Origin of the sequence: Arthrobacter terricola (genome assembly GCF_004354015.1) — a bacterium.
Lineage (GTDB): Bacteria > Actinomycetota > Actinomycetes > Actinomycetales > Micrococcaceae > Arthrobacter > Arthrobacter terricola.
Genome location: NZ_SMRU01000010.1, coordinates 19,250 through 38,804 on the forward strand (window position 1 = coordinate 19,250; position 19,555 = coordinate 38,804).

Genomic DNA, 19,555 nt, shown 5'->3' on the forward strand with positions numbered 1-19,555 from the left:
GGACGTTTTGCTTTCTAAAGGCGTCCGATGAACCGCCATGCTAGCCGATCCGCGCCGCGGATGAGCGGGCGGCTGATGGTTGGGCGCTTGGTACTTTGGCTTGGCTGCCTTTGGCCGGGCCGGCTTCACCGACCCGCTGCTGGATCCGGCGCACAGGGCTCACCCAAACGCCGGAGGAACTCGCCGAAAATGCCCTCGGCAACACCTGCAGGCAAATCATGGCATCCAGGATCCGCATGAACGGAAACAGCGGCGCCATGAGCAAGAACCGCGGATTGCGCATCGAAATCGCCGCGACCACAGTCAACAGCAAGTCCGGCAGGAAGACTCCGATCAGGACATCCTGTGGGCGGAGCACGCCGGACAACACGTAGAAGCCTTCCCAACGGTTGCCGAAGATCGAGACTTCGGCTGCGGCGACCGTCGACAAAAGCAAGGCCGGCACCAGGAGCACGAAGAAGATGCAACTGGCCACAAGCTCGATGATGTAGAGAGTCAGGACAAACCAGAACTTGCCGAAATGCATCCGATGCCGCCGCACAGTTTGCCAGAAGCCAAGGATCCACCGCCGCACCTGCTTGACGTAGTCCTTCAAGGTGTCCGGATCCTGGGTGTAGGCCACAGCGGCGGCCGGATGGAACGCAATCCGGCCCAGCTTCTTCGCATGTATTTCGAACGTCATGTTGAAGTCTTCGATCACGAGCCCCGGTGCCAGGACCTCGATCTCTGCGAGCGCGTTGGTCCTGTACATGCTGGCGAATCCGGGGACGATCGAGACCACGTTGGCTCCGCGTGCCGCTTGGCCGTACTTGAGCATCAACTGCACCACGATGTACAGGCGTTCCCGGTACGCCACCAGGAAGCGTCCGATTTTTGTCGGAGACTGGGGGGTCATGATCGATTTCGCGCGTCCCGCGACGGCTACCACCGTGGGGTCGGAGAACAACTGCAGTCCGGTCTCCAGGTAGTCCGGCGTCGGCCTGGTATCTGCGTCCAACAGCATGACCACTTTGAAGCGCTTGCACAGGCCGAAGTGCGCGATTCCCGCCGCGAGCGCCCCCGCCTTCCCCCGGTTGGGTTCGAGTTCGAGGACTTTCACCCCGGCTGTCCTCGCGATCGCGGCAGTGTTGTCAGTGGACATGTCCGAGACAACATGGATGTTGCGTCGCGGCACCAGTGCAGAGGCCGAGAGGATTGTCTCGTTGATGACAAGTTCTTCGTTGTGGGCCGCTATCAGGACCGCAACATTCACGGGGTAGAGCCGGACTCCCTTGGAGCGGTGGCGGGCCGGCTTGTGTCGCCGGCTCACGGCCGGGCGACCTGTCAAGGACCCGATCCATTCGCGGAACCGGGCGCGGATTTCCTCGACCCGCCACGAGTTCTCCGCGGCCAGGCGGATAAGCCCGGCGCAGGACCAGAAGATTGTGCTGACTCCCAGCACCAGGATTATTGAAAGAAGTATCACGGTGCCGGAGCTCCCGCTGCGTCGTACATTGCGTAGTCGTCGGTTGCCAGCTGGCCGTCGCTGAAAAGGTTCAGACCGAAGCTGATGGCTTCCGCGCCTGCCGGAACGGGCGGGGTTTGCCACACGGCTTGTTGGTAACCGGTGTTGGCCGGGAACCAGGAACTTGCCGTCCAGTAGACCCAGGTGCCCTGCTTGGTGCGGTAGTAGACCTCGAATTGCGTCTTCGCCGTGGATTGGTACCACGCCCGGAGTGAGTAGCTATGGTTTTCCTGGACACTCGGGGCGCATGCCCCCAAATCGAGCACAGGGAGCAACTTTGCGTCCCCGGATGAATAATCCGAAACATCCAGGCGTCGGGCGACGTTGCCGCTGTGGCCGGGATTCAAGGTACTGAGGATTGCCGTGTTCGAGCCGTAGGAAGCAACCTGCCAGCACTGCGGCAAGCCGTACTTACCGGGCGTCTCCAAGCCTGGATTGCGCAGTGCGTTCTGCCCGGGAGCGGCGGGCGCAGCCACCGGACCGTTGACTACGGGCTTCGCGACGCCGCCGATCACGTCATGGACGGTCCGGACCCCCATGGTCCCTTGCTCCGACCTGGCCGCGAGCCACGTCGCGAACTGTTCGAACAACGCCGGACTGATGGAGCGCGGACTACCGCTCGTGTCGATGTCGTAGAAAGTCAACTGCAACCATCCGCCGGCTTGTTCGGCTTGTTCGACTGTTGCTTCAAGGTCCGCGAGCGTCCAGCTCGAGCCGACCTCCGACGTCGCGCGCGTCCGGAACGGGTCCGTCGGACGGACCGTCTCCGCTGCGGCGCAACTGGGGCAGTCAACGGGCGTGTGTATTTCGTTGAGTCCCCGGGCGCTGTTGTAGCCGCAAGCCGCCACAAGGTTCTCCGTCTGCGGGGTCGACGCGGCGAAGGGGTACGAGAAAGAGGTGACCTTGAATCCCCAGTCGGTGAGGGTCGCCCGGTCGTTGCAGATCTGCCTGGACGCCTCATCGGTTTCCACCGCGGTCACATCCGCCAAGGTGACCGTGTGGCCGCCGATTTCGTTTTGGTCCGCGGCCAGCGTGTGGAGGTTGTCCACGGTCATGTAGTCCGGGGAGCCAATGAAGCCCGAGTTGATGAAGAAGGTGCCCCGAAGACCATTGGCCTTGAGGATGCCGGCTGCCACCATTTGGCTTGCCCGGCCGGAATCGAAAGTGAGGCTGACCGAGGACAAGGGGGCGGGTTTCGCCGTGGGAGTGGCTTGGGGCTCGCCGAGCGGTGTCCCGTTTCCGTTCAAGAGCGATGTGCCGCCGGTGAAGAGGACCAGCGCGGCCACCCACGAAACGGCCCACAGGCCCGCGCGTTTCCGGGGTGCGCGCACGGGACCATCTACGTAGTCCCCTCGGGAACTCATCGTGGGTCTCCGCTGCCGCGCGCGTCCTTGAAGGGGCCGGTGGCGACTGGGGGAAGCCTCGGTCTCAAAGGCTTATTCACCACCGGCCCCCGCTCAAGGGCCCTCTTTGTGAGGGCAAGCTGCCGTACGGCAGCCTCGTCAATCGGCGATTGGCCTGCTACCGCTCGGACCAGAGCGTTCAATTCCATTGTGAGACCTGCTCTCCCCCGCTGCCCTCAACCAACTGACACCACTAGGTTATGAATTCACCAATCGGCGGACACGAGTGGTGCCTACCCGTCTTTATACTCAAACGTGACCCGCGGGCGGCTCCCCTACTCGTTCCGGGCCGGGCCGTGATCAAATGGTGAGTCAGGGTAGTAAGGGGTTATCCGAGGATGGCGGAGAGCGTGTCCAAGAACGAGGAAATTGGCACGTCCGTTGCCGCTGAGGAAAACGGGGCCCGTGTCCGCCCGTCTCCGCGTCCCAGGGAGGGTCGCCGCGGGTTCGCGGTCATGGCGCGGTCCGGAATCGCCGCAGTTTTGGTGGCGCTGGCGATTGGCGGGTTCCTTGTGTGGCGAAGCGTGAGCGACGCGACGGCGGTGCCGGCGCCGTGGTTCGGCGGCTACGTCGATGTCACGGTGGTCCCCCAGTACCCGTTCGACACCCCTGTGGACGCGAGCGCCAAGAACGTCATGCTCGCCTTCGTCGTTGCACAGGCGGGACAGTCCTGCACCCCGAGCTGGGGAAGCACCTATGGCCTTGATGCCGCGAAGACCTCGCTGAACCTCGATGAACGCGTCGCGCGCCTCCGGTCCAATTGGGGTTCGATCGCCGTGTCCTTCGGCGGCTCGGTCAACAGCGAACTCGCAGATTCCTGCCAGGACACGGTTGCCTTGGAGAAGGCCTACAAGGCCGTCCTGGATCGCTACAACCCGGCGACCATCGACTTCGACATCGAAGGCGCGAACCTCAGTGACCCCGCCGCGTGGCAGCGCCGGGCCACGGTCATCGCGGCCCTTCAAAAAGAACGGGCCAACGCGGGGAAACCCTTGGCCGTCTGGCTGACGCTTCCGGTAACGCCGCAAGGATTGACCGACGCCGGAACATCCGGCGTCGACGAGATGCTCGCTGCCGGCGTACAACTGTCAGGCGTCAACATCATGACCATGAACTACGGTTCGAGCAGGAGCCCGTCCCAGAGCATGCTCGACGCTTCCCTGTCCGCCGCCCAGTCGACACATGAGCAACTCAGCATCATTTACCAACGGGCGGGGATGCCCCTCGAGAGCGACCAAGTCTGGAAGAAGATGGGGCTGACCCCCATGATCGGCCGGAACGACCTCCCCGATGAAGTGTTCGACATCGACGCCGCCCGGGGGTTGAACGCCTTCGCGCACAGCAAGGGCATCACCCGGGTTTCCATGTGGTCCCTCAACCGGGACACCTCGTGCCCGGCGGACTCGTCCGACGATTCCGCCAGCCACATTTGCAGCGGCATCGACCAAGGAGGCCAGCGCTTCTCGGATATCCTGGGCGCGGGTTTCCAAGGCAAGCTGCCTTGAGTTGAAGGCTTCCTAGGCCAGGCCGGGGCGTTCCGTCCGGTCCCGGTCCTTCTCTTGGGCGGGGCGGGCAAGATGACGGCCGTTGCCGCGCCGGAACAGCCTCTTGAGCCAATGCATGGATGCCTCCAGTTGCTATCGGGTTCTACTGAACTTGGCTTGTTGTGACGATGTTCAGCCACGGACCGGCGGGAACGTTGGCCCGTGTTACGAATTGCCAGTCGACTTTGTCCGACTCGCCGTTGAGGTCGGAGAAGCCCAGGCAGCCGTTGAGCGCCGGTGAGACGTCCATGCCGGCCCCGTTGAATTTCTTGTTGGCGGGCCGCGCGTCGTTGGAACCGAACACGTAGTCCTTGTCGTGGTACTGCCCGGGCCCGGCATCTTCGATCTGGCCGTAGCATTCATGGCCGTCCTTGCGGATCCGCACCCACTGGTTCTTCATGTAGCTGAAGTTCGTGTTTTGGGCATTTCCGGCAAAGCCGGGATCGTTCGCCCAGGGAATCACCGATGCCCTCTCGGCGAAAGCGGTCGGATCGTTGACGTCGTCGAAAGGCAGGTCGAGGTAGAACGGGTTCTGCTTGGGTGTCATGCTCGTCGGAGCGTAGCCCTTGGCTTGCGACCTCGCCTCGGTCTGGCATGTTTTGTCGACCATGACTCCGTCACAGCCTCCGTAGTTTTGCATCCATTGGGAATCGTAGGTGGACATCACTTGGCTTCCGTCCGCGGCATTGGGATCGAAGATCTCGCCCACCCAGAAGGTGGTGGCCACGATTCCGGTGTGCCAGGGATATTGACCGCTCTGCGTGGGGCTCGGTTTGGGGCTCGGTCCGCCACACGCCGCGGTAAGCAACGTCAGTGCCACAAGGCCGGACACTACGCCGCGGCCGTGGCGTCTCCGCCCAGATACTGTGTGCTTCACAATCTGCTCCTCGGCGTGTTGTGGACCGTCCGCGAGACAACCCGTTCCGCGAGACACGGGAACAGGCGGCCGGTGAGCGGATAATCCGCCATGATTCCGGCCACCTGTCCCTATTGATGAGCCAGCCTGGGGCCGGCCTGCGCGTTGTTCAAGACGCCAGGGTGATCTTCCAACCCGCGGGGTCAAGGACCTTCGCCGGCTTGTAGTCGTTGGCGACGTTCATGATGATTTGGTCCAGCGTGGTCTTCGGGTCGAATCCCACCAGTCCGTAGGCTTTGCTGTTGTCCGGAACGCGGCGCCGCATGTCCTCGTATCCTTCGGAGTATGCCTGCTCGTACGGCACCAAAATGATGGGGCTGTCGCTTCCCACGAGTTCCACGATCCGCTTGGCCAGCGTCAGGATGGAAATCTCGTAGCTGCCGCCGAGGTTGAAGGCTTGTCCGTAGGCAAGGGGTTCTTCGGAAATCCGGGTGATGGCCGGAACGATGTCGCCGACGTAGGAGAAGCACCGGGTCTGGTGGCCGTCTCCATAGACCGTCAGGGGCTCTCCTGCGATCGCTTGGCGGACAAGCCGGGGAACCACCATGCCGTAGCGTCCCGTCTGCCGCGGACCCACCGTGTTGAAGAGCCGCACAATGGCCACGGGAAGGCCGAACTGCCGCCAGTACGCGTGCGCGAATGCTTCGTCGATGCCCTTCGCCGCCGCATAAGTCCACCTCGACTTCAGCGCGGATCCCAGGATGCGGTCTGCCTCTTCCGAGAGGCTGTCCGAGGTGTTCTTGCCGTAAACCTCGCTCGTGGACGCCAGGAGGAGGCTCGCACCCGACTCGAGGACCGAATCCAGGACCACTTCGGTGCCGTGGATGTTCGTGCGTAGGCTCTCCAGCGGGTGGTCGACGATCAAATTGACGCCGACCGCGGCTGCCAAATGGAAGACCCTGTCGGCACCGGCCACAACCTTGTCCACTGCGTCGCGGTCAAGGATGCTGCCCTCGACGAAGTGGAAGTTCCTGTGGCCGATGACCCCTTTGAGGTTCTCGAGGCGACCAGTAGACAAATTGTCCAAGACTGCGACTTCATTCCCGGCCGCCAAGAGGTGCTCGACAAGGTGGCTTCCAATGAACCCGGCACCGCCGGTTATTGCTGTTTTCATTACTCCTGCTTCCGTCGGAAATCCGGGGGATCTAGAGGCGGGTTACGTTGTCTGCCTTGGCCAGGCGATAGGTGGTGTCCAGGACTGCCGGGGCGCCCTCGAGCCACTCGAGATCTGCCTTGCTGTGCCGCGTGTGCAGGATCACCAGGTCGGCACCCCAATCGGCGGGTGACTGCTCGGAGGTGAGGACGCCACCGTGGCCGTCGGGAGCGGTCTGGCACCACGGGTCCGAGTAAGCCACCACGGCGCCGTCCGCAATGAGTGCTGCGATGATTTCCAGGGCCGGGGATTCACGAAGATCCTCGACATCCGGCTTGTACGCGACGCCCAAAACCATGACGCGGGCTCCGGCCACTCCGTGGTTCCGGTCGGACAGGATCCGCCGCGCCTTTTCCACCACTTGATGGGGCCGGCCGGCAATTCCCGCCATTGCTTGTTCGATGACCGGGGCCGTGACGCGCGCCTTGCGCAATTGCCACAACAAATAGTGCGGGTCGCACGGAATGCAGTGTCCGCCGACGCCGGGGCCGGGCGTGAATGGCATGAAGCCGTACGGCTTGGTCGAAGCCGCGTCAATAACGTCCATGACCTCCATATTGAGTTCATGGCAGATATCGGCGAATTCATTTGCCAGGGCGATATTCACCGCACGGAAAGTGTTTTCAACCAATTTGGTCATTTCGGCCACGTCCGCCGACGGAACACGGTGGACCAGTTTGGTGCTGGCGAGCAAGAGCCTTTCGGCAACTTCGCCGCAGGCAGGGGTCACGCCGCCCACAACCCGGGGAACGTCTTCATGCGAGAACGAATCCACGCCGGGGTTGATGCGCTCGGGCGAGAAGGCGACGTAGACGTCCCGTCCGGGAATGAGTCCCCTCGCCGCCAGGGGCAGGGCCAGGAGGTCGCGCGTCGATCCCACGTAGGTGGTGGACGTCAGCATAAGCAGTTGGCCCGCGGTGGCGAACTCGACCACCGAAGCGCAGGCTGCGCGAAGGATGCCGAGGTCCGGCACCAGGTATTCGTCCACCGGGGTGGGCACGCAGACCACAACCGCCGCCGCACGTGCGAGCAATGACAAATCGCTGCTCAGCATGAAGGTGGGATCCTGGAGCGCGTTGTTCAGCCGCGCTTTGTCCGAGTCCAGGAGGTCAGCCCGTTCCTCGCGGATAACCGCCAGGCGGTTCTCCGATACGTCCAGGCCCAGGACCCGCCGTCCGGACGCATTGAGGGCTAGGGCCGTCGGCAACCCTACGTATCCCATGCCCACGATCGCGACGTCGAAGGTGAATGCCGGGTCCTGCGTGGCGGTCGTGAGGAGGGATTCCTCCGGCCACCCTGGTGCTGCGTGAAGGGCCTGAGGACCCCTGCTCAACTCTGTCTTTACCCTCGTGTTCGGTGTCATGGTCAGTCGACCTCCCGCTGCCTGTTGTCTCCAGTGTGAAAAAAAGCCGACGGCGAAGCGGCGTGTGCCCTGGTCTCAGAAGGCGCGTCACCGCCCGCCGTCGGCTCGCTTGTGGGGGACCCCGCGTACCGCGGGAGACCGGTCGCATTGGAGCTGACTTCTCGCCGGAATGCCGACTGGCTTTCCTGTAGCAAAGAATTCTTCCTGCGTTTCATCTCGAGACCCACTTATCCCCAATTGGTGGCGGTTGCCATCAAGAATGAGGATATTAACCAAGCCCAACTCCGGGCGCGAGTGGAATCTACCCGTCTTTCGATGCAAAACCCTTCCCGATGCTCCCCACTACCCGCCCTGGTACTTTTAACCACTCGGGCAGGTACTTGGTTGGCCGCTTTACCCCTGATTTCTGGCACACTGGCGCTGTGAAATTGCTGGGAATTGCTGTGGCCCACGTGAGGGAATACGGGGGTACCAAGTAATCGAGGCAAGGAAAAAGCGTACGACGGCGGCAACCCGCCTCGCGCTGGAATCGGACACCGCGGCGCCGTGGAAAACGGAGCAGTCCGGCTAGCCGAAATTGTCCGATCCGTGGGTGCCGTTAATCAGGTCTTCGCGGTGGCTGATTCCCAATTTGGCGAACATCCGGTACAGGTGGCCTTCAACGGTCCGCAAGGACAGTCCAAGGCTCATCGCAATATCCTTGTTGCTCGATCCTGCCTGGACCAATGCGGCGATTTCCTGTTCCCGCCTGGTCAGTTTCTGGAGGTCTGGCGAATTGCCCTCCACCGCCGGACCGGCCTTGTCGAGGGCTGCCGTGCGGCGTTTCAGGAGTCGCTGGCCTTCGAGCTGGCGGGCCTTGTCCCCCCTGCTTTCCAGGATTCGGAGGGCGTGACCGGCGCAATCGGCGGCTGCGAGTTCCATGCCTTCCTTCGCGGCCGAATCACTTAGTTCGATGAGCCGGTCCGCGTCCTTGTGTGTGAGCGCCAGGCCGACGCTCAAGGCGAATTCGGCGGTCCTGCCTTCGCTTCCTTCCGCTACCGCGACCAGCCGGCGCGCCACGCTCGTATCGCCCAGCCTCAGGACAAGCATGAGGAGGTCGATTTCCGAGCCGATCGCACCGTCGGCGGCCGCGGAATCCGCGAGCGCCATGAGCCGGGCGATCGCTGCCTGCGTTCCGATATGGTCGGCCCTCGCGATGGTCGCATGGCCCTGGGCGAGCAGGCTCGGATGCATGCCGTCCCGGACCAGGGCGTCGTACTCGGCCGAGTACGTCATGACCGTATCCCGGCGCTTGAGGATCGACGCCGCGTAGGCGGCGGCAGCAACGGCGTCGGGCAGGTCGCTTCCCATGTCCGAGACGCGGAGCATGCTTACCGCCTGGCGCAAGCGGGGCAGGGCGACGCCGAGGTCTCCCCTGCGCAAGTCCACCATGCCGGCGGTCAGGTGCAGCATGCCGCCCGCGTAGATCACCGAGTTGGGCGCTCGCGATACGTGGTTCTTCAGGAACGAGTCCAGGACGTCGAGTTCGCCGGCCTGCTGCAGCGCCGAAACGTAGCTGCGCATCACGAATCCGGCGTACTGGAGGCTCCAGTCGCCGCTCGTTGTCACCATTTCCTGGATCCCCATGAGGATCTGGAGCGCGGAAACCGGCCGTCCGGTGACTGCCATCGCTTCCGCCAGGAGGGTGCCGGCGACGAGCCGGGACTCGTCGTCGTCGGTTTCTTTCCAGATCTGGCGCAGTTCACGCTCGGTATCAAGATAGTGGCGCTCCGACTGGAGGCCTTCGAGGGTCAAAAGCCGGCTGCCAAGCTTGCCGAGTTCCAGATCGCGGGGGTCGATTCCGCGCGGTGACTCGGCGAGGCGGGCGAGGGCGGCTTCCCACTCGTAAGCCGCTTGCTTGATGGCGTTTGGTCCAATGCCTTGGCGGCCGGACAATTGGGCGGCGAGCATCGATGCCTGCCGGACTGTCCGCGGATCGTTCGTCCGGTCGACGACGCCGGCGAGCGAGGACACCGATCCCCGGACGTCGCCGCGGTACCACTTGGCACGGGCCACTTCCACCTGGGCCGCCAGCTTCAACGCGGGGTCCTTGATGGCTCCCGCCACGCGTTCGACGTAGCTGGGAATGAACAGGCGGTTCGCCAGCTGCGCGGCCTCGAGGATGTCGGCGTCGGGAACCTTCGTGCCCGATTCCAAGCCCCACGAAACGTACCGCAGCAGACCGTCCATGGTCTGCGGCTTATCCTGCATCAAGTCGAGGATGCGCCGCCGAATGGTCATGCTGTGGGCAGTAGGGACCAGTTGCCGGATGACTTCGCCGACCAACGGCTGGGCGAGCCGGACATGGCGGGCGGGGTCGTCGTCGATCTCGATGAAATGCAGTTCCTGCAGCTCATCCACCGCCGCCGCGCTGCACGCTTGTTGGACCACCGCCAGCGGAACAGGTTCCGCGAGCGCAACGGTTTCCAAGGTGTCGCGCTGGGCGACGTCCAGGTGGAGGATCTGGTTCCGCACGAGGTCCATCAACCGCACGCTGGTCCCCCGCAACTCGCCCGAAAGCATCCAGGCCTCGTTGTGGCAGACAAGCTGGCCGAGGGACTTGGCATGCTCGATCAATTCGAGCAGGAACATCGGATTTCCGCCGGAGTACTTGCCCAGGACCGCGCTGGTGCTTTGAACCACGGGCGCATCCAATGCCTGTGCGCACAGTTTGTTGACTTCCGGCTCGCTGAGGGGCTGGAGGTCGAAACGGTCCACGAGCCCTTCGGACCACATGGAGAAGACCTCCGCCGGCGGCGCCGGGTAGGGGCGGCACAGGAAGACGACCTTGGCTGCCTCCGCCGCGGCGAGCTGCGCCAGGACAGCAACGCTGCTGTCATCAATGTGGTGCGCGTCTTCGACGATAAGGACGGCCGGCGCAGGGTGCGGCTGGCCGGCCGGATTCAGCGCCGCCACCACAGCCCTGAGGACGGACAACGGCTCGTTGATCTGCCCCGGCGTCAGCCCCGTCAGGAGGGGCGCCAAGGCTGCGAACGGGACCGAAGCGAGGGTCGGTCCGGCAAAGATCCGGAATGGGCGGACGCGGTGGCCCAATTCATTGACCACCTCATTGATCAGCGCGGTTTTCCCGATCCCCGCATCACCGAAAAGGAGGACGCCCGGGCCGTTGCCGTCCAAGAGGCAATCGACCACGGCGGACATGACGCTGAAGCGCCCCACCAACGTTTCCGTGGTCACCACCTCAGTCATGACAGGCCGCCTTCCAGGCTGCCGAGGGCGAAGCTAAGCTCCGAGCGCTCCACGATCTTCAGCTTGCCGAAGATCTGGTAGAGGTGGCCTTCGACCGTCCGTACCGAAACATGGAGCTTCGCCGCGATACCCTTGTTGCTTTCCCGCTTGGCGGCGAGCTTCGCGATCTCAAGCTCCCGTGCCGTCAGCTTCAGCCCTTCCTGGTTCCCGCTCTGCGGAGTCCGCAAGCGCTGCCGGCACGTCTCGGCGAGTTGCCTCGCCTGCCTCAGCACGCCGCGGTCCATCTGTACCTGTTCCGAGTTCAGCAAGCTCTCGGCGATGTCGAACGCGAACCGGTCGTTCTGCATGCTTTCGGCCAGCCGGGCCGCGTCCAGGAGCATCTCCGCATTGCCGGAAACGGTGGCCCGTCCGTACAGGGCGCACAGCTCGGCGAACTGGCCTTGGCAAGCCAATGCCGCTTCCAGCAGCTGGGGCGCGGCGGCCACGTGACCGAGCCGCACGGCCGAACTGAGGCAGAAAATCTCGTGACCCGGGGCGCCTTCGTCGCGGGCGGAGTCGGCCTGCCGAAGAAGCTCCTCGACGGCGGCTTCCGGGCCCGTGAGGTGCTCGTCAGCGAGGGCCCTCAGGTACTTCTGGGTCCGGTCCTTCCGCCACGTCGGCCTACGCACCTCGGCAGCCGCTTCCTTCAGGTAGAGAACGGCCTGCTCCTGCTCGCCCTGCAAAACCGAAGCGTACGCGGCCGCGGTGCACGCGATGTCCAACATGCCTTCGTTGTCCTGGACCCGCAATTGGCTGATCACGGGAACGAGCGCTTCCAAAGCATCCTGCCCCCGTCCTTGGAGGCAGTGGAAAATCGCTTTGGGGAGGTCGATCGCGGTCGGAAGCGCCTCCGCCGAAGACGTCATTTCCGCATCGCCCGGCTGGACCATGTCTCCGGCCGCGTCCCAGTGTCCGGCCAGGACGAAAGCGAACCTCAACCGGGATGCGGCACGCCGCGCCGCCGCGAGGGAAACAGCCGGATCGTGGCAATCGGCCACCAACTGCTCGGCCAGGTCTGCTGCTTCGGACTGCCGGCCCGTCAGTGCCCAGGCCTCGCACAGCCAGCTTCCGGCGAGGAGCCGGAATTCCACGCCGTGGGATTCAAAGTCCTGCAGCACCTCTTCGAGCCGGACTGCCATCTCTGCGTAGGAACCGGTGTAGCTCGCCGCTTGCGACTCCGCCAGGACCAGCGCCTCGCGCAGCTCCGCCGTCGAAGTACCGGTACCTGCCTCATCCGGCAGCGCGACGACCGTCGCCTCTTCCAGCCGGCGCCGGACGCCGGCAAGTACTTCTGCCGCCAACGCCGTAGTATCCGGCCGGGCCAGGAGGACTGTGCTTTCGGCCAGCTTGAGCCGGCCCCACTCGGACAGCGGCACGTCGTCGAAAGCCTGATCGCTTCCGCCAAGGTGGAGCTTCAGGACGTTCCGGGCCTCCGTGAGTTCACCCAGCGTCATCAACGCGCGGGCTTCCTCAGCTACTGCGAGCGGCAGCCCGGCGTGGTTCGGCAGCGAGCGGACCAACCGCAAGGCGAGCCGCGCATCAAGCTGCCGGTTCGCGATCGCGGCAGCCGCAAGCGTTTCGTCGATCCCGAGCTTCGCCCCGCAGTCAAGGGCCCACGCGGCCATCGAAAGGGTCGTCGACGGTTGCCCGAGCAAGTAGTCCGCGGTCCCGGCCATCATGTTCCGCAATTCGTTGCTGCGGCCCAGCGGGACATTCGACCGGACAACGTCCCCGACAAGTTGGCTCTGCAGCCGGACCATCCGCGGAAGCGAGTCGTCCACCACCAGGATGCTGCGCTTTTCGAGTGAATCGACGTCGTCGGAGGACGCGAGCGAAAGCAACGCCTCCAAAGGAACGGTCTTGGCCAGGGAGAGTATCTCCAGGACCTTGCGCTCGCCGCCGTTCATGCGGCCGAGCCGCGTGGTGATGAGGTCCGTGATCGCGCGGCCGTGGTTTTCGCTCTGTGAAGCAAGTACCCACACGGAGTCGTGTACCAGGAGCGCACCGGACTCGGCGAGCTCCGCCGCGAGCATCTTCAAGTAGTGCGGATTTCCGCCGCTTGCCGCCCACAGTGCATGGGCCGCCGACGGCGACACCTTGGCGCCCAGCCCCGCCTCGAGCCAGTCGTGCGACTCATGGAAGGTCAAGGGCTTGAGGTCGATCCGGTCCAGGAAGCCGTCGCCGCAAAGCCTCGTGATCTCGCCGCAGAGCCGCTGAGGGTCGGTGGCGGTCAGGATCAGTTGCGCGGTGCCGTTTCGCGCCAGTTGGGCGACAGTCATGGCGGCCAGTTCGTCCAGCTCGGAGGCATTCTCGATCACGAGGTACACCCGCTTGCCGTCCGCCCGCTCACGCAGCAGGGACGACAATGCGGACAGCACCAGGACGGGATGGGCCAAGTACCCAGGGTCGAGGTCGCTCAGGAGGATGTTCAGGGCACCGTAGGGCGACCGTGCGAGCGGCGCGCTCCCCCGGATCACGACGACGAAGGAGCTTTCGCGGATCTCGTTGACTGCGCGGGTGGTCAAGTAGCTCTTGCCGCTTCCCGACGGGCCCGTCACCAGGATGCCGCCGCGCGACGCGGCCAGGGCCAGTCCTATGTCCTCAACAGCGGCCCGGGGTGCGATCGGTGGCCAAGCAGTCGGGATGACCGACTTGCTTTCGACGCCGTCGGACGAGACTTGCGCCGACGGCAGGTCGAACGCCTGGAACCGGGTTCCTCCCCCGGGCCTGATGGCGTGGACCTTTGATGCACTGCCTGCTGTCAACATGAGCGAGACCCCCAGTGTTCGAGTGGTGACACCCCCCAATTAACCAGCTAGGCGTCAGGCCTACACCAGTAGTGAGTACTCGACTTTCCTCCGGGCAGGTACTCGTATGGCGGCGTGAGTACCCCTCCCATGCGTGGTAGCTACTCGTTGGCCGCAGTACCGTCCCGCTGGAACCGGAGAGTATCCACGCGCCGCGGGCTTTCCGGGTCAGCCGTTCCCGCCCGCGCCACGCGCGAGGTCCGCTGCCCGGGCGAGGTCGTCGCGGCTCGCGATGCCCAACTTCGAGTAGCACCGGTACAAGTGGCCTTCAACGGTGCGGACCGAAATCAACAGTTCGTCGGCGATCTGCCGGTCGCTCAGGCCCTGAACCGCGAGATTGACAATGTCCCATTCCCTCCGTGTCAGCTTCGGAACAACGGACTCATGCGGCGATTCCTCGCTGCCCTTGCCCAGTTCCTCGTTGCACCGCGCAAGCCCCGCCCGCGCAATCGCGGACACTTCCTTGCTCCGTGTCTTGTTCGCGTCTTCGAGCGCCGCGGCATAGGCCTTGGCGGCGAGCTGGAAGGCGGACGCAGCATGGAGTTGCTCCGCCGCGGCCAGGTACTCGTCGGCGCTTCCGCCCTTGAGCGCGTGGCCATACTTGGCCAAGGCCTGCGCCCACTCGCCCTCGGTGGCGGCCGCTACTTCGCAGAACCTGTCAAGCCTGCTGGTGTCTCCGAGCCCGAGCGCCAGTTCCAAGGCGTGCAGTTCGAGGAAGGTTGCCGATTCCCCTGCTGCTTCGTCCGCGTTCCGGCGCAGACCCTTGATGCCGGTCCCGTCGTGTTCCAGGAGTTCGATTCCGGCGTTGAAAAAACTACTTGCTTGGGCAGAAAGCAAGTACATGCAGCGCTGTCCCCAGGTTTTGTAGTCCGCCCTGAACCGTTCCGCCTCTGGTGCTCCTGCGCCGGCCGCAACATAGAATGCCATGGCTGCGCACAACCCGAAGAGGTTCTGCGGATCGCTGTCCCGCAGTGCTTCCAAGCCGGCGGTCAACACGGGCAAGGCGTCGGCGGTTTTTCCCTGCCGGACAGCTACGTAGCCCAGCACCACGTAGGCGGCGCCGCCGAACGACGCCGTGGCGATTCCCGACGATTCGTAATAGGTGTCCACCAGGCTCTGGGCGTCGCTCCAGTCACCGGACGCCAAGGCGCAAACCACGTGCCGCGAAGCAATGAACTGTGGGAGGAAGAAGACATCGTTGTCCGGCGGCTGTTCCAAGACCGCGGCTTCCAGGGCCATCTGCCGTCCTTGGCGGCCGAAGCCAAGGGCGCACAACATCTCCGCTTTCAGGGCGAAGGCCAAGGCCTTGAACAGGACGGTCAAGGTCACATCCACGGAGTCGAGCTGGCGGAGCACGCGTTCCATGCCCTCCGCCATCGCTCCGTACGTGCCCTCAAAAGATGCCACGAGCAGATCCATGAGGTCCGCCACGACCGGCACGGCGGCTTTCGCGTCCGGGGTCTGTTGGCCTTGCAGCGCCGGTTGCTGTCCGACCCATTCCCTCAACTGCCCGGCATCGGCTTGGATCACGGACGGGTCTTGACCGACGCCGGCCCGGATGACCGAACGGAGCAGGCTGCCGAAGATCACGCGGGCGGATCCGGCGTCGCTGTCGATCGTATCCAGGGCCAGGACGGCAGCTGCCTCATCGCGGCGTCCAAGATTGAAATACGAGCGGGCCATGACCGCCTGGGCAACGGCGTGCAAGGGCATCCCACGAACGGTGTTGGCCATCCGCAATGCGGCCTCGTTTTGCATGAACTTGACCGCGAGGACCGCTGCACGGAGCAAAAGCCGGTCCGGCACGTCCGCTCCGCAGTCCAAGGACCACGTGACCATCCTCAAGAGCGAGTCCGGGTTGTCCTCCAACACGTCCATGCGCGAAATGATTTGCCGGTGCAACTGGAGGCTCTGCGCGGCAGGCACAAGGTTCCGGAGGAGCTCGCCGTAAATCGGGTTCACGAGCCGGATGCTCGGCAAACCGTTGCCCGCCGGCACCACCAAGCGCTGGTCCAGCAATTCCTGGACGGCGTCTTCGCCGGCAACGACGTTGATCAGCGTGCGGTCCACGGGTTCCGCGAGGGCGATCAGGCTCAAAGCCTCCCGGCCTTCGGGTGAGACCCCCAAGAGCTGCAGTTCGACGACGGCTTCCAGCTTGACGGTGTGCACCGGCACCGCGGCCGTCTTGAGCCACACTCCGTTCCGCTGGACCAGGCCGCCCGATGCTTCGGCCTCCCGCACGAGGGTCTTCAGGAGCAAGGTGTTGCCGCCCGCCTGGGTCCAAAATCCGCGGCTTGTAGTGTTGAGGACCACGCCGCCCAGCAACGCTTCGCACAATTCATGGCCCTGCTCCGCGGTCAACGGTTCAAGCTCGAACCATTCGGCCGTTCCCTCGTGCCACAACCGCAAGAGCGGCTCGGGAACGCCCGAAGAGGGGACGAACGCGGCAACCATCTTTGCCCAACCGGCTTGGAGGAGCTCCGTGAGCATCTCGCACGTGGCGTCATCCAGGTAGTGGGTATCGTCCACCAAAAGCAACGCCGGTCCGGAACCTGTCCGGATAGCCTCCAAGTGGTCCCACAAGGCACGCAGCACAGCCACGCGGGACGAGATATCGGCAATTGGCAGCTGGGCAAGGAACGGGGCAAGTACCCCGTACGGAACCGCTGTGAGTGACGGGCTGCCGTGGATATGGACTACTGCCCTGTCGCCGCCGAAAGCGCTGTCCAGTTGGGCAAGGAGGGTTGACGCCCCGAGGCCGGTTTCACCCACGACGAAGACGGCGGTGCAGTCATCCGCCCTGATGGCGCCGGTAATCCCCGGCAGGAGCTGTCCAAAGTCCAGCCACGGTTCACTCTGTCTTGCACCGCTTTCGCCCCCAAGACCATGCACCGACGCAGCGGTGTCACGGCTGTGCGGTTCCTTCAAGCTCGCTCCTCGATGAGATGCCCATTTTCGTGAAGATCTGGTAGAGGTGGCCCTCAACTGTGCGTACGGATACTTGCAGTTGGGTGGCCACCTCTTTGTTACTCAACCCCTGACTCGCCATCTTTGCAACCTGCCGCTCCCGCTCCGTCAGCTCGGGTCCGAAGCTGTGCGGGGTCAACGGCAGTACAGGCACAGTGCCCACCAGGCGGTCGAGCCGCTGTTGCGCCTGCCGCGCGGATGCCGAATCTCCCACGTCCCGCGCGGTGTCCAGTGCCAGCACGGCGCATCGCGCTTCCACTGCGTCCAACTTCAATTCCTGGGCCACTGAGGCTGCGAGGAGCAGGGTCTTCGGTTCTTTCTTCCGGCTGCCTTCTGCCACCATCCGGTTGACCGCCGCCATCTTGCCTTGGCGCCTCGAGGACACTTCCTCCAACAGCAGGAGCTCCTCTTCCGTGCCGTGGACGGTTGCCCCGAAAAGGCTGATGGACGCCGTGGTCATGCGGCCCTTCGCAAGGTCCCGGGCGGCGGACTCCATGAGGCCCTGCTTGGCGCCCGGGTCCTTCAGCCAGCGCCGCGCCATCCTGACGCAAAACTCGGCCATCCACGCAGGAAACCATGCGGTTTCCGACTGGCTCTTGTCGGCCAAGTCAAGGAACGTCCGGGCTTCCTTCACGTCACCGGCTTGGGCGTAGGCGAAGGCCAAGGCCGAATATGCCAATGAGGGTCCATAGTAATTGCGGCGGATTTCCAATTGCGCTTGTGCCCCCAACAAGGTGTCGATCGCAACTGCGGCCCGGCCGGCATAGGTGTAGGCGACGCCTAAGGCGAGCTCCGCGGCACCGCCCAGGTAGTGGATGTTCTTCGGCTGCTGGTCGAGGGTCTGCGTAAGCATCCGGGCGAGCTCTTCCCATTGCCCGCTGCACAGCAAGGCCGCGAACAAGCCTTCGGAAAGCCAATTGTGCAGGCGCGGTTGTGCTTTGGCGCGCTGCAGCTTGTGCCTGAGTTCGCGGGCGAGCTCAACGGCTTCCATCTCGCGGCCAAGCACGGCCCACGCCATGATCAGGAGGCTGCCGCAATTGAGCCTTTGCTCAAGGTCGGTGCCGTCCCGGTACTCTTCCTCCAACGCCCCGGCAACCTCTGCGTACTCGCCTTGGTGGACTTGGAGTTCGAAGCTGGCGAGCCGGAGCACGCCGCGCGCCCGGGAGATGTCCGCCGTGTCCGTGCCGCTTTCCTGGGCCCGCCCGTCCAGGTCCGCGAAAGCTTCGGCCACGATTCCGGGGATACGCAAGTGCCCGTCCGGGACCCACAACAGCGCACTGCAAAGTTCCTGGACGTAATCGGCGTACTCATATGCGGAAAGGCTTTGAAGGTGTTCGGGGGCCACCGCCTCCAACGCCGCAACGGCAGCCTCGTGCTCGGCAAGCATCACGTGGGAAACACACCGCTGTTGCGCTGCTGCCACCCATTCCTTGTCATCCGGGGTTATCTGCCGGGCGCACTCCAAAGCGAACCAGGGATCGAATTGCCGGTTCGCCGCCGTCGACGCCGCCAAGGCCACCGCGGGCTCCAGGGGTTCGCGGCAATTCAAAGTGGACGCGGCAAAGCCGAGCAAAGCCTCGGCGTCGAGGTCCCGCCAAATGCTGCCAATCACGCCTGCGGCAAGCCTGCGCAATTCGTTCCGACGCGGCAAGTCCATCCATCCGCGCATGACTTCGCCCATGTAGTCATCACGCAGCGATACGCGCCTGGGTCCCGAAGACTCAATGCGCAAGTACCCGGACCACTCCATTTCGGCAACCGCGGAAGGCTCGAGGACGTCCAGCAACACCGCCAGCGGGGCCGTGCGGATGAGGGCCATCAATTCAAGCGCTTCCTGGACGGCCGGCCGCTCTTTCGCGAGGCGCGAGCGGACCAGTTCGGTCAGGACTTCGGCGGATGACAGGTGGATTTCGCCCTTCATCGCCCAGACCTGCCCGGCCAGGTGCAAGTTGCCCGAGCGAAGCTGTTCGGTAACGATGGCCTGGAGCACCAAGGGGCTTCCCCCGCTTGCCGCGTGAAGGGCACTCGCAGCGGTGGCCGTGACCCGGTTGCCGAGGATCCCACCGAGCAGCTTGGAGACCTCCGAGCGGGAAAAGACCTGCAGTTCAACCTCATCGAGGAGCCCGTCTTTGAGCAACCTGATGAGGTCTTCCGGCATATCGGTCACTTGCCGGACGGTGACGAGCACCTTTGCTACGCCGCTGATCAACAACTGGACCAGGACGGCCGTGCTCATGCTGTCCAAGGAGGGAAGTTCCGAAAGGACCACCAGCACTTCACGGCCCGCGGCATCGGAATGTATCAGGTGGGAAATGCCGTGGATGACGGCTCCCGGGTTATCCGCGACCTCCGCGGGAAGCCGCGCGAGCAAATGCGCCATGGAACCGAAAGGGGCTTCGGCATCAGCGGAGCCGTGGAGGTGGAGGACATGGACTTTCGAATTGAGCCGAGCTTCCACTGATCGTGCGAACGTCGCCTTGCCGGCGCCAGGCGCCCCGACCACCACAACGCCATAGACGTCGGGGGTGCTGAGCGAGTCAACCACCGTTTTCTGAAGGTCCTGACGGATCAGTGACGACCATTTTCGGCGTTCTGCAGCCCCCAAGGCTT

At 64.1% G+C, this 19,555-nt stretch carries 10 protein-coding genes; 1 reads left to right on the forward strand and 9 read right to left on the reverse strand.

The window, feature by feature from the left end; genetic code table 11:
- Positions 1-40: 40 nt before the first annotated feature.
- Positions 41-1,465 (reverse strand): glycosyltransferase family 2 protein, encoded by a 1,425-nt coding sequence (locus E1809_RS09875; RefSeq protein WP_133204063.1) that lies wholly within the window; start codon positions 1,463-1,465, stop codon positions 41-43.
- Complete coding sequence (locus tag E1809_RS09880; RefSeq protein ID WP_133204064.1) at positions 1,462-2,868, reverse strand: polysaccharide deacetylase family protein; 1,407 nt, start codon at positions 2,866-2,868, stop codon at positions 1,462-1,464. The genes E1809_RS09875 and E1809_RS09880 overlap by 4 nt, the downstream gene beginning before the upstream one ends.
- A gap of 389 nt (positions 2,869-3,257) precedes the next feature.
- On the opposite strand from E1809_RS09880, the gene E1809_RS09885 reads away from it, so the two are divergent.
- The gene (locus E1809_RS09885; protein ID WP_235835535.1) at positions 3,258-4,412 is read left to right on the forward strand and encodes a chitinase; all 1,155 of its coding nucleotides are present in this window, start codon (positions 3,258-3,260) and stop codon (positions 4,410-4,412) included.
- Positions 4,413-4,554: 142 nt separating this feature from the next.
- Here the strand turns inward: E1809_RS09885 and E1809_RS09890 are convergent, their stop codons facing one another.
- From E1809_RS09890 to E1809_RS09920, 7 genes are all read right to left on the reverse strand, one after another.
- Entirely contained in the window at positions 4,555-5,178 is a 624-nt protein-coding gene (locus E1809_RS09890; protein WP_235835536.1) for a hypothetical protein, read from the reverse strand.
- Between the two features lie 298 nt (positions 5,179-5,476).
- Entirely contained in the window at positions 5,477-6,481 is a 1,005-nt protein-coding gene (locus tag E1809_RS09895; RefSeq protein WP_133204066.1) for a dTDP-glucose 4,6-dehydratase, read from the reverse strand.
- A 31-nt stretch (positions 6,482-6,512) separates the two neighbouring features.
- Positions 6,513-7,883, reverse strand: coding sequence for a nucleotide sugar dehydrogenase (locus tag E1809_RS09900; protein WP_133204067.1), 1,371 nt, complete (start codon positions 7,881-7,883; stop codon positions 6,513-6,515).
- A 567-nt stretch (positions 7,884-8,450) separates the two neighbouring features.
- Positions 8,451-11,132: a helix-turn-helix transcriptional regulator gene (locus E1809_RS09905; protein WP_133204068.1), complete on the reverse strand. Its 2,682-nt coding sequence runs from the start codon at positions 11,130-11,132 to the stop codon at positions 8,451-8,453.
- Positions 11,129-13,939, reverse strand: a complete 2,811-nt coding sequence (locus E1809_RS09910) for a LuxR C-terminal-related transcriptional regulator (RefSeq protein WP_133204069.1) — start codon at positions 13,937-13,939, stop codon at positions 11,129-11,131. Before E1809_RS09910 ends, E1809_RS09905 begins: the two co-directional genes overlap by 4 nt.
- A gap of 207 nt (positions 13,940-14,146) precedes the next feature.
- A complete protein-coding gene (locus E1809_RS09915; protein ID WP_133204070.1) occupies positions 14,147-16,906 on the reverse strand; it encodes a LuxR C-terminal-related transcriptional regulator in 2,760 nt (919 codons plus the stop codon).
- Positions 16,884-19,490: a LuxR C-terminal-related transcriptional regulator gene (locus tag E1809_RS09920; RefSeq protein WP_133204071.1), complete on the reverse strand. Its 2,607-nt coding sequence runs from the start codon at positions 19,488-19,490 to the stop codon at positions 16,884-16,886. The genes E1809_RS09915 and E1809_RS09920 overlap by 23 nt, the downstream gene beginning before the upstream one ends.
- Between the last annotated feature and the right edge of the window lie 65 nt (positions 19,491-19,555).